Annotated in this window: 12 protein-coding genes; 5 read left to right on the top strand and 7 right to left on the bottom strand. The window is 42.2% G+C overall.

Annotation, left to right across the window (positions count from 1 at the left end):
* On the bottom strand, nt 1-1447 hold a 1447-nt coding region (locus M595_RS22065), incomplete at its 3' end, for a tetratricopeptide repeat protein (protein ID WP_023068719.1).
* 215 nt (nt 1448-1662) lie between these two features.
* On the opposite strand from M595_RS22065, the gene dusB reads away from it, so the two are divergent.
* Nucleotides 1663-2697 carry a tRNA dihydrouridine synthase DusB gene (dusB, locus tag M595_RS22070; protein ID WP_023068715.1) on the top strand — a complete coding sequence of 345 codons (1035 nt, stop codon included), beginning with the start codon at nt 1663-1665 and terminating at the stop codon, nt 2695-2697.
* 519 nt (nt 2698-3216) lie between these two features.
* Nucleotides 3217-4134, top strand: a complete 918-nt coding sequence (gene argF / locus M595_RS22080; protein WP_023068700.1) for an ornithine carbamoyltransferase — start codon at nt 3217-3219, stop codon at nt 4132-4134.
* A 45-nt stretch (nt 4135-4179) separates the two neighbouring features.
* Here the strand turns inward: argF and M595_RS32490 are convergent, their stop codons facing one another.
* Nucleotides 4180-6117: a M23 family metallopeptidase gene (locus M595_RS32490; RefSeq protein ID WP_052001856.1), complete on the bottom strand. Its 1938-nt coding sequence runs from the start codon at nt 6115-6117 to the stop codon at nt 4180-4182.
* Between the two features lie 27 nt (nt 6118-6144).
* Nucleotides 6145-6999, bottom strand: coding sequence for a biotin--[acetyl-CoA-carboxylase] ligase (locus M595_RS22090; RefSeq protein WP_023068696.1), 855 nt, complete (start codon nt 6997-6999; stop codon nt 6145-6147).
* Between the two features lie 73 nt (nt 7000-7072).
* Between M595_RS22090 and pgeF the strand changes: the two genes are divergently transcribed.
* The 3 genes from pgeF to M595_RS22105 all read left to right on the top strand — a co-directional run bounded on the left by pgeF (nt 7073) and on the right by M595_RS22105 (nt 10824).
* A complete protein-coding gene (gene pgeF, locus M595_RS22095) occupies nt 7073-7867 on the top strand; it encodes a peptidoglycan editing factor PgeF (RefSeq protein ID WP_023068714.1) in 795 nt (264 codons plus the stop codon).
* A 144-nt stretch (nt 7868-8011) separates the two neighbouring features.
* Nucleotides 8012-8629: a CPP1-like family protein gene (locus M595_RS22100; protein ID WP_023068694.1), complete on the top strand. Its 618-nt coding sequence runs from the start codon at nt 8012-8014 to the stop codon at nt 8627-8629.
* Between the two features lie 275 nt (nt 8630-8904).
* On the top strand, nt 8905-10824 hold the full coding sequence (locus tag M595_RS22105) for a M48 family metalloprotease (protein ID WP_023068709.1): 1920 nt from the start codon (nt 8905-8907) through the stop codon (nt 10822-10824).
* Nucleotides 10825-10961: 137 nt separating this feature from the next.
* Here the strand turns inward: M595_RS22105 and M595_RS22110 are convergent, their stop codons facing one another.
* The 4 genes from M595_RS22110 to M595_RS22125 form a co-directional block, all read right to left on the bottom strand.
* Complete coding sequence (locus M595_RS22110) at nt 10962-11783, bottom strand: Rpn family recombination-promoting nuclease/putative transposase (RefSeq protein WP_023068704.1); 822 nt, start codon at nt 11781-11783, stop codon at nt 10962-10964.
* Between the two features lie 38 nt (nt 11784-11821).
* Nucleotides 11822-13201, bottom strand: a complete 1380-nt coding sequence (locus M595_RS22115) for a cytochrome P450 (RefSeq protein WP_023068698.1) — start codon at nt 13199-13201, stop codon at nt 11822-11824.
* Nucleotides 13202-13490: 289 nt separating this feature from the next.
* Nucleotides 13491-14699 carry a 4-hydroxy-3-methylbut-2-enyl diphosphate reductase gene (locus tag M595_RS22120; protein ID WP_023068695.1) on the bottom strand — a complete coding sequence of 403 codons (1209 nt, stop codon included), beginning with the start codon at nt 14697-14699 and terminating at the stop codon, nt 13491-13493.
* 80 nt (nt 14700-14779) lie between these two features.
* Nucleotides 14780-16066 (bottom strand): NYN domain-containing protein, encoded by a 1287-nt coding sequence (locus M595_RS22125; RefSeq protein WP_023068705.1) that lies wholly within the window; start codon nt 16064-16066, stop codon nt 14780-14782.
* Nucleotides 16067-16070 lie beyond the last annotated feature (4 nt).

Consider the following 16070-nt stretch of genomic DNA (forward strand, 5'->3'; position numbering starts at 1 on the left):
TGAGAAGTTCATCAAGTTGGCGTCCGGTTTGTTTAATGTCATCTGTATTTCCGATAAAAGCATCTTTTTTGTCTTTCAGGGCTAAATTGAAGCGAAAGAAAGCCGCTTTGTGAATGGGTTCAACTTCCCCTAAATCAACCCATTGCGGTTCGCCAGAAGATTTGAGGATATAAGCTGCATAATGAGGTTTTTCCCATCTATTTGTACTAGCTTTCGCATCAAACGGTTTGTATAAAATAAATTCAACTAACGCCGCATCTTCAGGAATCAACTGTTGTACCGCTTCCACAGTAACGGGTTCTGAAATCGTTCTAAAATCTGCACTGCGGCGAGAAAGTTCGGCTTCGAGTTGCTCCGATTTTTGTCTTAAATTTGCAACTTGTTGACGGTATTGTTCATCGGAGAGATTTTCGGGTTTATTATAAATCAAAGTCGCCAGTTGAGTTCTCACTGCGGCTAATTCATCTAAAAGCTGTTGATTTTCGGGAGTAATATTTTCTCGCAACAGTTGTAAGTCATTTGTGATTACATCCAAAATCCGACCTTTGCGACGGAGAAGGGTTGTTAATGCTAAACGAGTCGCTTCTGAGTTGTTCGGCGCATCTTTAATATGCAGAGAAACTGCAAAATCAGTTGTATTAGAAACTGTTTTCATCGAGTCTTGTTTCTGACGTTCCGAACCCGTTGCGAGGAGAACATTCAGGTTTTGTTCTTGAACTTCTAGTCCTCGACTTAGAAAGTTTATCGCTTGGGTTGTATCGCCTTGAACTTGATAGAGATATGCTAAATTGTTTAGGCTGGAGGCGACAGAGGGATGTTCTGTTCCCAATAACTTCTGTCTCATCTCCAAAGCTTGTTTGTACAGGGGTTCGGCTTGGCTATAGCGTCCTTGAGAGGAGTAGAGATATGCTAAATTGTTGAGGCTGGAGGCGACTGAGGGATGTTCTGTTCCCAATAACTTCTGTCTCATCTCCAAGGCTTGTTTGTACAGGGGTTCGGCTTGGCTGTAGCGTCCTTGAGAGGAGTAGAGATATGCTAAATTGTTTAGGCTGGAGGCGACAGAGGGATGTTCTGTTCCCAATAACTTCTGTCTCATCTCCAAAGCTTGTATGTACAGGGGTTCGGCTTGGCTGTAGCGTCCTTGAGAGGAGTAGAGTCCTGCTAACCAAGCCATACTACTAGCAACATTAAGGTGATTTTCTCCTAAAAGTCTCTCTCGTATTTCTAGAACCCTTTCTGCTATGGGTATGGCTTCGTTATATTTTCCTTGTTGATACAGTTGAATAACTTGTTGGTTGAGTTGTTTGGCTTTTTTGAGTTCATTTAACTGTTGAACAACAGCAGAATTTGTCTGTCCGCTAACGGGTTGAGGTGTTGTTGTTAATAGTCCAGAACATCCAACGAAAACAGTTAGCCAGAGAAAGGGGTTGAGGGGAGTTCGCTTCATGGGGTAGATAGTCACACCAAGTTCATTATCACTTATGTCTGAGGGGTGTTAACTAATGCAGTTTTGAGCTTGACCTTTCCCCCTAACCCTCTCTCCTGGAAAGCGAGGAGGAAATGATTATTCAGAGTGAAACTCACCTTAAAAACACTAAAATTACTCCATAGGCAAGAACATTAGTTTCTACTTAAAATACTTTTTCTCCTAACACTCCAACTATGTCTGTTCTTTCTCCCCAACTGCAAAAAACGTTATCTACTCCCCTCAAAATTGGTTCGGTTGAGGTGAATAGTCGAGTGCTTCAGTCCCCGTTATCGGGTGTCACAGACTTGGTATTTCGGCGGTTAGTGCGGCGATATGCCCCAGAGTCGATGATGTATACCGAGATGGTTCATGCTTCCCAAGTTCGTCATCTCGAAGAACTTCCGCAAATGATGGAAGTTGACCCCAACGAGCGCCCTATTAGTATACAACTGTTTGACTGTCGGCCTGATTTTCTCGCCGAAGCTGCCCAACGTGCGGTACAAGAAGGCGCCAATACCGTTGATATTAACATGGGGTGTCCGGTGAATAAAATCACCAAAAAAGGCGGGGGTTCGTCGTTGTTGCGACAGCCAGAAGTTGCCGAAACTATTGTACAATCTGTTGTCGAGGCGGTTAACGTTCCGGTAACGGTAAAAACCCGTATTGGTTGGGATGACAACGAAATTAATATTCTTGATTTTGCTAAACGCATGGAAGACTCTGGCGCTGCGATGATCACGATTCATGCTCGAACTCGCGCTGCCGGGTATAATGGCAAGGCAAATTGGGAATGGATTGCTAAAGTCAAGCAAATTCTTTCTATTCCCGTGATTGCCAATGGTGATATTGTTTCAGTCGAAAGTGCTGTAAATTGTTTGCAGTTAACGGGCGCTGATGGGGTGATGTGTTCACGGGGAACGTTGGGATATCCGTTTTTAGTCGGTGAAATTGATTCGTTTTTGAAGACGGGAGAAGTGAAACCCGGGGCGAATATTATTGAACGTCTGCAATGCGCCAAAGAACATCTTAAGGCTTTAGGAGAGTATAAAGGAGAACGGGGAATTTATCAATCTCGCAAACACATGACTTGGTATGCGAAAGGGTTTGCGGGGGCGAATGAACTCCGTAACCAATTGGCAAAAATTGAGTCTGTCGAACAGGGTTGTGATTTAATTGATCGTGCGATCGCTATTTTAGAACCCACAGGGGACAGGGAACAGGGGACATAGGGAAGACAATTATTCATTATTCATTGCCTTCTCTTGCAAAGTTGCTCCTTGATGGAAACCACCAAGACCCTTCGGGTTCGCCAGTTGCTTCACTTGGGGAAACCCCAAGACCGCACTGGACTCACCGCACTTTGCGCTCAAACTCGTTTTTCCCGGAAATTTCGCGATTTTTTTCGGCAGACTCTCTTGACTTTTTCTGGTTGCTTAGGGTATCATTATACAATGGGATGTTTGTGAAAAAAATATTTTTTCTAATGCTTGATTAGAAAAAATACTATTCATAATTTATCAGAATGAGCCGCCAGGCGTCAACCCTTACACACCTCCGAATCTGAGATCATTTATAGAATGGGGAATAGGGTCGAGTAAATAGGTTAACCCAAATACCCCTATTCCCTGAGAAATTCCGAGTTTTGTATAAAGTTCACGAAACTATCAACTTTAATCTATTAAAATGACACGAGAATGAGTGAGCGAATACCAACGTTTCACTGAACACGGAAAATTGACAGGGCGACTATGGAATCACTGAAAGGACGAGATTTCCTCAGTTTGGCTGATGTAAGTATCGATGAGTTGTACTCGCTGCTAGAGTTGGCATCGCAACTAAAATCAGGAATGGTGAAAGTTCAACGCAATAAGGTGTTGGGCTTGATGTTTTCTAAAGCCTCAACTCGCACACGGGTGAGTTTTACCGTCGCCATGTATCAGTTAGGTGGACAAGTGATTGATCTCAACCCTAGTGTCACTCAAGTTAGTCGCGGTGAACCTTTAGTAGACACAGCGCGAGTATTGGATCGATATCTTGATATTATCGCCATTCGTACCTTTGAACAAAAAGATCTTGAAACCTTCGCCGACTATGCTCAAATCCCGGTTATTAATGCTCTAACAGACCGAGAACATCCCTGTCAAGTTCTCGCCGATTTAATGACGGTTCAAGAATGTTTTGGAAAGCTTTCGGGTTTAACCTTAACCTATTTTGGCGATGGTGCAAATAATATGGCGAATTCGTTACTTTTAGGGTGTGCAATGGTAGGAATGAATGTGAGAATTGCCGCTCCTGCTGACCATCAACCCAATCGTGATATTGTTGATCAAGCGATTGAAATTGCCCACAGCAAAACCGAAGTTACTGTCACCGATGACGCCCTAGAAGCGGCAAAAGATGCCCACATTATCTATACCGATGTTTGGGCGAGTATGGGTCAAGAAGAAGAAGCCCGCACTCGCATCCCCCTATTTCAACCCTATCAAGTGAATGAACAATTAATGGCAAAAGCGGCAAATAATGCCATTGTTTTACATTGTTTACCCGCCCACCGAGAAGAAGAAATTACCGACGCTGTGATCGAAGGAAAACAATCAAAAGTTTGGGATCAAGCTGAAAATCGAATGCACGCCCAAAAAGCATTACTTGCCGTTTTGTTAGGATAAATAATTAGAGACGCTCCTATCAATTGAACGTCTCTACAAACTCTACTATTCCTGTTGTGATTTGACATTCTCTGCAAACCCAAAACTCAAAGTTGGGGGTTCGAGGTTCGGAACAATAATATCCATTCCGGGCGGTAAGGGCGGTAATTTAGGTGTTCCGGTACTCGCATCAAAGGTTTCTTGAGGTAACGCCGCAATAAAGCTTTCTGGCGGCACCTCTGCGGTTCGCATCGTATTAAAGAGTTGGGCGAGGGCAAATTCGAGATCCGTTTGCACATCCACCGCCACCCAACCTTGATCGGTCAATTTCCGCAACTCAAAGTGAAGGTGTGGCCCGGTAGACATTCCCGTACTTCCTACTCGTCCAATCACTTCTCCTTGTTTGACCCAATCTCCCGGTTGTACAAACAGTTCTGATAAGTGAGCATAAAGGGTTTCGTTGGATTTTGCTTGGTGATCAACAATCACCGCCAGTCCATAACCCCCCAACCAGTCAGCAATTGTGACTTGACCCGAATAAGACGCCACCACAGGCGTTCCTGTATCCGCCCCAATATCAATTCCGGTGTGGAAGCGACCATAACCCAATACCGGATGAGTTCGCCAACCAAACAAAGAAGTAATCGGCGCTGGAATACTCAAAGGAAACAATAAATTCGTATCGCCATTTCCAGAAACCGCCGGGGGTCGCATGGTACGGTTATAGTAACTCATCCCCGAATTACTCATCGCACTCACACTAACAGGCCCGACTTGAACCGGACTCAAACCCGAGACAGACACCTGACTGGGTGACTCTCCGTACCATTGTTGGGGTGCGGGTTGCCAAGAATTGTTATTACTGTAATAAGAATTGGAATTCCCGGCGTAGGTGTTGTCATTGTTGAGATAAACGTTATTGCTATTAACTGAATTACTATTTCTAACGAGAGGATTACCGCTTCCGCCCATACCTCCGCCCACTAGACTCGGAGGATAAACAGGAACAGGATTACCATCAGCCGTATAAGCCGGACTTTGCACAGGTAAACACGCCCCATTTGGCACACCACCTCCAACGCCGACGGCAAATTCACATCCAGTTGAACGTTCCGAGAAAATCACCGTATTGGGGGATTGATAACCGCCTGTCGCCCCAACATTGTATTCTGTCGGATCAATGTAGTTGTTGCCTGCCGGATCAAGATTTGAGTTTTCGGCTTGGGGTGAAATCACAGGCGGCGCCGCAACAGGTTGTTTACCCGGAAGAACGAGAGTATCTTCCCCAGATGGAATTGTTGCTTCTTTACTGGGTAACTCTATCGGTTTTGAAGGGGGAGGAACAATTGTCGGAATTTCCAGTTGAGGCGGTTCTGCATAATAATTATCGACGGGTGGAGGATCAGATGCCGCAGGTTCTTGATAATAGGGTTCCGGTGCAGAGTAGCCATAGCCTCCTGTGGGGGCTTGATAATCAGGGGAGGGTGCGGGTTGGGAATAGTAGCCCGGTTGAGAGTCGTAACCCCCAGAAGAATAGCCATAACTGCCACTCGGAGCGCTATAAGATTCCGGTGCAGAATAAGATTCCGGTGCGCTGTAACTCGGTGCGCTGTAACTCGGTGCGCTATAACTGGGTGCGCTATAACTGGGTGCGCTGTAACTGGGAGCGCTGTAACTAGGTGCAGAATAAGATTCCGGTGCAGAATAGGATTCTGGTGCAGAATAGGATTCCGGTGCAGAATAGGAAGCCCCCGAATCGTAGGGTTGGGAGTCTATTGGAATAGAAAACTGTTCATAGGCGATCGCACTACCGCCTAGCATCCCTAAACTGGTCGCACAGCCTAATCCTAAAATTGCTGAACTACCTGCGATTAGACGAGAACGAATTTTACCGATGTCCGCCCGGGTAGATGATTGCTTTGGCTCGTTACGGGATTGCCCACGCTCCACGAACTGACAATCTGGAGATTGGAGCTGTTGCTTAGAGTACCGAGATTCCGTCATTTTCCTCACACAACCGATGTGAATAGGTCAAGATTTGATATTAAATGATTCATCTGAACCATAGCCAAGACTTATTTTACCTGGCTGAATGCAAATTTCTTGGGCTTTATTGGCATGATTGGGTTCAAGCATAACCCGAAGTTCGCCTGCTGCATTGACTCCAACGATGACACCCGATTGCTCTGCTACTCTAACTCGATTCCCGATACAGGTCAAAAGCTGCGAATAAGACTTTAACACCGGTTCTATTCCGACTGTTAATAATTGCCGCAGACCCATTCTTAGTCCTTGTACAACCAGTGCGGCTAACATTTCTAATGAGTATACCCTTACTGGATCAGGATTTTGAGCAAAGTAGGTTTGCAGATTAATTCCCGTTTCTGGGATGGAGTTTGCCCAATTAATGCCGACCCCGATGACAGCTCGAATAATTTGCCCATTGCTTACTTTTGTTTCTGTCAGAATACCACCTAACTTACGTTCTGTCAGGATTAAGTCATTCGGCCATTTTAAACGAATGGGAATGTGATAATCTTGCAGAATTGTGGCAATTCCCCAGGCACTACAAAGCGTGAGTTGGGCTTGGTGACTGGCTAGAATTTGCGGTTCTACAGCCATCGACAAGTATAACCCACCTTGGCTTGATTGCCACTGTCGTCCCCACTGTCCCCGTCCTGCGGTTTGTTGGCTAGCAATCACCACCGTTCCGGCTTTTGCTCCAGAATTCATCAATTCCCACAAAATTTGATTGGTTGAAGGGATACAGTCAAATAAATGCAGTTGGAAATCAGGTTCGTGATCGCGATTGGGAGTATTGTCGGGTTCAGCAAACTCGTGTAAGGCTTCTATTGCCGCTTCTAAACGTTGGGAATTGAGAGTCACGGTGGGGATGGGGATATCTTGGGCTAATATAAAACAACTTGCGTCTCAACAGCATACTTGAATTGTTTTCCCTATGCACACTTGGCACTGGCATCAATGGCAAGAATTACCCTATCTCAAATGCAGTCTACTGGAGTCTTGGCCTCATGGCTTTTTCAGTCGCCATTTTAGTCCTCGAACTCCCGCTGAGTTGGTCGAGGTTTTAGAACCGAATGCTGCGGCTTACCGCGTTAAACAGGTGCATGGTAATTTGGTTTTAGGCACTGCCCAGGTTCGGCCTTTACCCGCTTCTGACTCGGCTGACTCGGCTGAACTTTTAGAAGCAGATGCTTTACTGACTCAACATCCCCAAGAAGCGGTGTGGGTGGCAAGCGCTGACTGTGTACCTGTTTTGATTGCCGATACACAAACCGGAAATGTGGCGGCTATTCATGCGGGTTGGCGAGGAACCGCGAGTAAAATTTTACCGCAAGCGATCGCTGAGTTTCAAGCTCAAGGCAGTCAATTGATTAATTTGCGGATTGCCATGGGGCCCGCTATTTCTGGGGAAGTCTATCAAGTTTCCTCGGAGGTGGCACTACAGTTAGGGACAACGATTCTCCCCCAAGCTACAACTTCCCTTGAAGACGTATTAGCCGCATTATTTGATTTGTCACAATCTCCGGTTTTACCGGACTCTGAACCGGACAAAGTACGGGTTGATGTCCGTCGTGTAAATGCTTTACAGTTAGAACAGTTGGGGATTAGTCCTCAACAGGTGGCGATTTCCCCAGACTGCACCTACAAGCAGCCGCAGTCTTTTTTCTCCTATCGCCGAGACTCTCTCAAAAAAGTTCAGTGGTCTGGAATCGTCAGTGTTCCGTCTTAAGTCGTTCCACCTAGAGCGGTGTCTTGTATACTGGTCAGTATGGACTGTCTATGTCTATTTTTAAAGGTAAACCCCTTAACCTGATCCCCTAGATTTAGGGTGATCGCGTTAAGCTTAATCTAGAGAAAAAGTTTAAAAACTGCGATGAGTGAGCAAAGTCCCTACGAACAGCTTGGGGTCACTGTCGATGCCTCCTTTGATGAAATTCAGGATGCACGCAATCGCCTGAGAGAGCAATATACTGGTGAGCGTCAGCTCATTGAGTCCATTGAAGCGGCTTACGATGCCATTTTGATGGATAGACTGAAATTGCGTCAGGAAGGGAAAATCAAGGTTCCCGAACGCATTCGATTTGCCGAAGAACGGAGGCTGCAAAAACAAAAAGCCTCGACTAATGAGGTACAACAGTCTACTTCCTCCAAGCCTGCATGGTTGCAACGAATGATTGATACTCCCACTCGCTCTGATGTCCTCTGGACTTCGGCGATGTACGGGGGATTAAGTCTTTTGAGTATTTATCCGGGAATGAATATTCAGTTGTTGCAGCTTCCTCTGGCGCTCGGCGTCGGTGCGGGTTTGTATTTTCTCAATCGTAAAGAAAATCAATTTGGTCGAGCTGTATTATTGACGGTTTTTGGTCTGATTCTCGGCTTGATTTTAGGAAGTTTACTCAGTCCTCTCGCCGGTTTATTAGAGCCTGAACGATTTATTACATTGGTAACTTTAATCGTCTTATGGTTGGTCTGTTGTTTTTTACGGTAGTCCATCGATGCTTCAGTTAAACTTGAAAGTCTGAGTCTCTCGGTTTCCTTGACTCAAGGCTTCAGGCTTTCTCGTTTGTTATGCTTTAGCACTTGATCGTGATCTCGCTGGGGTAAAGTCACAAAACTCAATAAAAATTAGATAAAATCCCTGGAGATTGGCGAGCAATGAGGGGATAAATTGTGCTGCATCGAACTCCTCAAACCTGAAACACTTTTAGGGGAGAAGTCTTCTATATTTCTATAATATGTATACTTAGAGACTTCCTTGGTGTGATGAAATCAATCAATCGTTTTAGATGGGTAGCTTTAGGAGCGGCTCTCTTTCTTAGCCTTCACTTCGGGTTAACCACCCTGGCATTCGGTTGGCTTGTCGGGGGTAGAGCGTTTGCAACTTCTGCGGTTACTCCCGTGACCTCTATCGTTATTTTAGCAGAAGATGCAATTCTAAAGGCGGATGTCAGACAACAGTTTAATCAAACCTCTTTCAATGCTCATCATTTTACGGCCAGAGCAGGTCAATCTGTAACAATTACCGCAGAAAGTTCCGATTTTGTTCCGACTCTAATTTTACTTAATCCTCAAGGTGAAAACATTGGCGCAAGTCATCAAGTTAGCCGCAATTTATTGAAGTCAGAATTGCAAATTACCCTGACAGAAACGGGTACTTATTCACTACGAGTTAGCGGTGTTAATTCAACAGAACAGTCGGGTAAATATTCTCTAAAAATTGCCAATTTAGAACCCCTATCAGTTTCAACAGAGGATAAAACCCCTACACCTAAAGTTGAGTTAGAAAATAAGCTACAAAATCTTGAAGAAGAATTTAAACGCTCAGAACGTTTTACCCTATTAGCCCAAGCTGACGAGTTTTATCGCAGTGGAAATAAAACCAAAGCTGAACTTATTTATCGACAAGTAAAACAACCGTTTAAAACTGAACAAAGACCTCAAATTATACGACAAATTACCAATCCTAAACAGTTGATTCCTGAAGCACAACCGCTGTGGATTGAAGCACAAGCTGTTTGGCAAGAAACCGCTGATTTGAGTCCGTTACAAAAATTTGTTCAACAATATCCTGCATTCATTCCCGGTCATTTACTCCTTTCTCAAGCGTATCAAAAACAAGAAAAACTTCAACACGCTCTCAAGGTTTTAGAACAAGCAACCAGTTTATTTCCTGATAATTATGAACTTATTGTTGCTCAAGTAAAAGCCTTAGAAGCAGATAAAAAATACTTAGAAGCTTCCATTGCGGCGCGTCAATTTACCTTAATTCAACCCGAACATCCTCAAACTTCAGCCTTAACAGAAAGTGCAGATAAAAACCTCAAAAAATTTCAAGGAAGACTGGAAGGACAAATGGTGAGACGGGGAATTTTGGGAACAGCAGTGAGAGTGGGAGGATGTCTTCTTATTGGTGCTTGTAACCCGGTGGGGGCGATTGTGGGAGAAGGGATAAAAATGGGAACGCTTTTGGTTCAAGGAGAGTCTGGAATTGGAAATCAAATTGCGGGAATGTATAAGCGAGAGTTACCCATTGTTCAAGAAGGAGAAGTCGTTGACTATGTGAATGAATTAGGAAATAAAATTGTTCAATATATGGGAAGAAATGACTTTGATTATGAATTTTATGTGGTTGCAGATGAGGCGTTGAATGCTTTTGCTTTACCGGGAGGGAAGGTTTTTGTCAATACGGGAGCAATTCTTAAAACCAATTCGGAAGCCGAACTTGCAGGTTTATTAGCCCATGAAGTTAGTCATGCGGTACTTTCTCACGGGTTTAAACAAGTGATTACCAATAATGTTTATAATAACCTGGGAGAGATTGTTAATGCAGCGTTAAATAATACCGTTCCTCTTGGAAATATTATTGCCAATTTGATTAATTTAGACTACAATCGTGATCAAGAACGACAAGCTGATTTAGTTGGAACTCGGGTATTAGCAACCTCTGGATATGCGGCAGATGGTTTGCATAACTTGATGATTACATTAGCAGAAGAAAAGGGTTCTCAGGGCGGTTCGTCTTTCTTCTCAACACATCCAGCCACAACTGAACGGGTTGCTTATATCGAGGAATTAATTCAACGTAATGGTTACAACCGTTATGCGTTTGAAGGGGTAGAGAAACACGCCCAAGTTCAAAAAGAAATCGCCAAGCCCGAGACAAAAGTTGAAGATAAAATGTAATTAGATATTGTTGTAGGGGCGGGTTCCATCTAGATTTATGTTTCTCATAATTAACCTCAATCAACCAGCCCCCTCACTCACTTCTACTCCTGTTCCCTATTCCCTTGTGCAGCATTATTTTTTCAATTTCATCTTAACTAATTATCGTCAGAAACGGGAGGTTCAGCTTGAGTAGAAATAAGCTGTAACTGTGTAACTTGTTCAAGGGATAAACCTGTGAAATTCGCCACTTGTTCGAGACTCATTCCACTCCTCAGTAAATTGAGAGCGACTTGTTGAAGTCCTTGTTGAAGTCCTTCTACTCTACCTTCCTGAATTCCTTGCTCACGAGCTTCTCTTCTCAGTTCTTGATAAGTCACAGACTCTTCCATAATATCCCTCCTAAGAATGGTCCCAATAATCTCCTTCTCTAATACTAACCCAGCGAGAATAAAAGCAGATGCACCTACATTAGACTGAACTCGTCTATCAGAAATCGCCTCGACTCGACGCGCTACTTCCCGTAACACTTCCACTTTTTCATCGGTTCGACTCAATACCGCAAAAGGTAATAATCCCGGTGTATTGAGAAATTGTTCGGTTGGCTGTTCCCACAAGCGAATCACCTCAAATTCATGGCGAGTTCGAGTCAAAGTAAATGTATTTTGATAAACTAATTCTGAAGCCGTTTGTTTGAGATAAATAACGACTTGGTGCATTTCTTTATCAGGATAACGCCGATGCACTCGCAAGCAATAATCTGTCATCCGAAAGGGAATTGTGGCTTCCGTTTTAGTCTGAAATTCGACATGAAGAACTAAATTATTAGACTGTTGTAAGATTAACGCATCGGTGCGAATGGGTTCAATAGAAAGTTCTTTGGGGCTGAGTTGAGTCAGTTGAATGGGTTCACCCAGTAACCAACTAGCTAAGTCGGTGGAAAATTCTTCAGCAATGAATTTACAAATATTGTCGTACATGAGGTTGAACTCGCCCCTAAAACTTTAGATGAGTCTTTCTAAACTGTTGCGGGAATGGCGACAGATTTTGAGGGGGTACGCTTTCCATTCATCATCATTTTAATCCCCCCCAAAGGCGATAATGTTACCCCTCGACGTCCAGCTTTAACCGGACGTTTTTCGAGTAAAGTTAGGTCATAATCGAGTATAATTTGAGCGAGTGCTAACTTCATTTCAAACTGCGCTAACGCCATCCCAATACATTGACGCGCACCTGAACCAAAGGGCAAAAATTCATAGGGAGAAAACTTTCGTTCTAAAAATCGTTCGGGTTTAAATTGTTTCGGTTCGGGATATAAGTCTTCGCGGTGATGAAGTAAATAAATACAACCTGCGACCCCTACATTGGGTTCTAATTGATATCCTAGAAGTTCTGTCTGTTCTTTCGTAACTCGCGGAAAGGTTAACATCGCAACGGGATAAATTCGCAGGGCTTCATTACAAACGGCTGTTAAATAGGGAAGCCTAAAAATCGTCATCGGGTCAGCATTTTTGGGTAAACTTTCTAACTCTTGAATCAACTTTTGATAAACTTCTGGTTGTCGATGTACCCAATACAACGCCCAAGCCATTGCAGTTGCAGTTGTTTCGTGACCCGCAAACAATAAAGTGAGTAATTCATCTCGTAATTCTTCATCGGTCATCGGTTGTCCGTCTTCGTCTCGCGCCGCCATCATTAAATTTAGAATATCGGTGCGAGTTTCATCCCAATTTTGACGACGTTCATTGATTTCTGCAAACAATAATTCATCAACTTTTTTACGCATTCGTAAAAATCGCCCCCAAGGACTCCAAGCGCCCCAGTCTTTTTGCAGGGATGTGAAAAATAATAAACTCGAACTTATGGGAGAGTCTGTGACTGCAAGTAATGAAGTAATTAATTGTTTTAATTCGTCATAACGTGACCCTTCGAAAACCCAAAAAACCGCCTGTAAAATAACTGCTAACGTAATTTCTTGCATGGTATTTCGGGCGATAAATGGTTTACCGGGTTTTAATTTTGCGGTGGCTTGCTGTGTAATATTGAGGATTAATTCGCCATAATTTCGCATTCTTTCCCCATGAAAGGGAGGCATTAATAATTTCCGTTGTCGTTTATGACGATCACCATCTAATAGGATAACAGATTGTTCACCGAGTAGAGGTTTCAAAATTTCATTAATTGAACCTGGGGCGTAAAATTCTTTGGTATCCCGAGTGAGTAATTCTTGCATTCCTTCGGGGCTATTGACAAATATTAGCCCGACACTACCTGTAACCTGGGTGTTGAAAATATCCCGATTAATTTTGACATTCGTTTCCATATATTCAAGAGGATTAAATACCCATTGCAGGCGTTGAATTAAGGGGGAAGTTTTAGGGCTATTTAATGTTTTCATGGTTGTTTGGATGGTGTTTTTTAATGAGCAGTAATAGTGAAAAATATTACAGATTTAATAATTTCTGTTTGAACGGATTATGACAATTATTGACATTGCACAAGTAAAAATTCTTGAAAGTACAGACATAACTCCGGCTTCACTACTATTAATTGTGACACTGGGCTAACTGTCACTGTAAAGAGTTCAATCTGTCATACTGAGTGTAACGAAGTCTCTGAGGTCATAATTTTACAATCTTCGCTACACTCAATTTCAACAAATTCTACAGTGATCAACTTACAGCATTCTAGACTGCAACAGCACTACCTTTTAACTCAAAAATTTTCTCAATCGCATCTTCAACCGCTTTGTCAGGAGTTGAAGCCCCAGAGGTAATTCCGACAACAATTTTTCCCTCGGGTAGCCAATTTTCTGCGATTTCGATATCTTTTCCTAAAGGTTTATGTTCAATGCGATCGCCAGAAATAATCCGGTCGGGGCTATCAATATGGTAGGATGAAATTCCCCGTTCTATTGACATTTCTTGTAAATGAGTGGTGTTTGAAGAATTAAAACCGCCAATCACAATCATTAAATCAAGCTTTTCTTCTACTAACCCCAACATCGCATCTTGACGCTCTTGTGTGGCATCACAAATCGTGTTAAAACTTTGGAAATGTTCGGTTAATTGATCCGGGCCATACTTCTGCATGATAGTATGTTCAAACAGCTTGCCAATTTGTTCGGTTTCACTTTTGAGCATTGTCGTTTGGTTCGCAATTCCCACATATTCTAAATCTTTATCCGGGTCAAATCCTTCAGAATGAGCGTGTTTAAATTTAGCTAAAAATTCCTCTCGGTTGCCCCCATTCAAAATATAGTTACAAACATATTCTGCTTGTGCGAGGTTTAACACCACTAAATATTTATCTGCAAAAGAACTGGTCGCGACGGTTTCTTCGTGTTTGTATTTGCCGTGAATAATAGAAGTGTAGCTTTTTTTCTTGTGCTTTTCAACTGTATTCCAAACCTTAGAAACCCAAGGACAAGTTGTATCAACAATTTTGCAGCCTTTGTCGTTGAGGAGTTGCATTTCTTGAACACTCGCCCCAAAAGCAGGTAAAATCACAACATCACCGATACCAATTCCCGAAAAATCCTTTTCTCCGTCGATAACGGGAATAAATTCAACCTTCATATCCAACAAATGTTGATTAACTGAAGGATTATGAATAATTTCGTTAGTAATCCAGATCCGTTCTGTGGGAAAATGTTGGCGGGTTTCATAGGCCATCGCGACCGCCCGTTCGACACCCCAACAGAAGCCAAACGCTTCCGCGAGTCGAATTGTGACATTTCCCCGTTGGAGGGTATAGTTGTTCTCCCGAATTTGTTGAATTAAACTGCTTTGATAAGCCGACTGCATCACCCCAGCGACTTCTTCTTCATGCCCGAAGCCTTTCCGGTGATAGGATTCTGATTTTTGCAGTGTTCTTCTAAACGCTTTTGTATCCATACAACCTATAGTCACAATTTCTCTTTTCTGACATTGTAAAACTTTATCTGAAAAATCTCTACATTTTGAGGATTTTCGTTCTATAAATCTGATAAGAGTGCATTCAGGGTGTCAGAGTTTAAATGTTCTCCCCAAAAACTGGATAATTTTGAGGAAATTGCTTCTTTGACTTTATTAAGGGTTAATTCAGGATCTAAATACTCAGATTTTAACTTTAAAGTTTGTTCAGATAAAGGTTTATCAAGCGGTTGTCTTTCAAAGAGATCAATATTCATCAATGTAATCAATGAGGAGTTAATGATTTCGCTTTCTAAATCAGGATATAAATGATTAATAGAATCAAGTAATGTGTCGAGACTAGCTTCGGGATTATTTTGTTGGGATAATATCATCAGTATTTGCTTTAGATATTGAGAACTTGTCATTTTTAGACAAGGGGTACCATGGGCTAATATAGATTGGTAATTTTCTATAGAATGCAAATAATCTGACTCAATATCGGGTAAAGCTTCAAAACTTTTAATCTGAGCATTTCGTAATGCAATGATTGTCTCATTTCGGTCAGATCTTAAAACATTCATCTCTGTTGATGAACAAATAAATTGGAGGAAATTAACAAATTTAGGTAAACCAATCAAAGAAGAATTGAAATCTTCGATTCCATACTTGAATGCTTCTTTAACCACAGATAAGTGAATTCCGGTTGTTTCTAATTCTCTGTGACTATCACTATCTTTTTTAAACCAATTAATGATCAGTTTTGATTGATTGATAATTTGTTGTTTATCTTTGATGGTGAGTCGATTAATTTGTTCTGATAATCGGATCACTTTAGGATTGGTAATTTTTAAGACCTTTTCTAAATCTCCTCGTTCTCTTTCATGTTCTTCGGGTTCTTCTATCCCAATAAAAATATCACAGACGGATTCAAAAATTTTATTCGTTGCATTAAAATAAGCACAACCAATCACATATTTTCCATATTCATGCAGTTTTTTGGCTAAAGCAGAAAATCCCCCATCACCGGAGACAATCACAAAAATTTCAATATAATTTCTGAGATAAGCCAAATCAATAGCATCTACTGCTAACTGAATATCGGCGGCGTTTTTATGGGTATTTCTAGAAAAACCAAAAATTTGTATAGGATCAATCCCCAGTTCATTAATTTCTCCTTTCATTACCGATAATCGCGGATCACTCCAATTTGCATAAGCTCTTTGTACCGCAATAAATTCGACCCGTTCAATGCTTTTTATTTTGTTAAATACATATTTTAGGGAAATACTATTAATATAGTTTTGAGAAGACCCATATCCTTTTAAAAGATTTTCGATGTCATAAAAAATAGCCACAGTTCCAGTCATAATT

The sequence above is a fragment of the Lyngbya aestuarii BL J genome (assembly GCF_000478195.2).
In the GTDB taxonomy this organism is placed as follows: domain Bacteria; phylum Cyanobacteriota; class Cyanobacteriia; order Cyanobacteriales; family Microcoleaceae; genus Capilliphycus; species Capilliphycus aestuarii.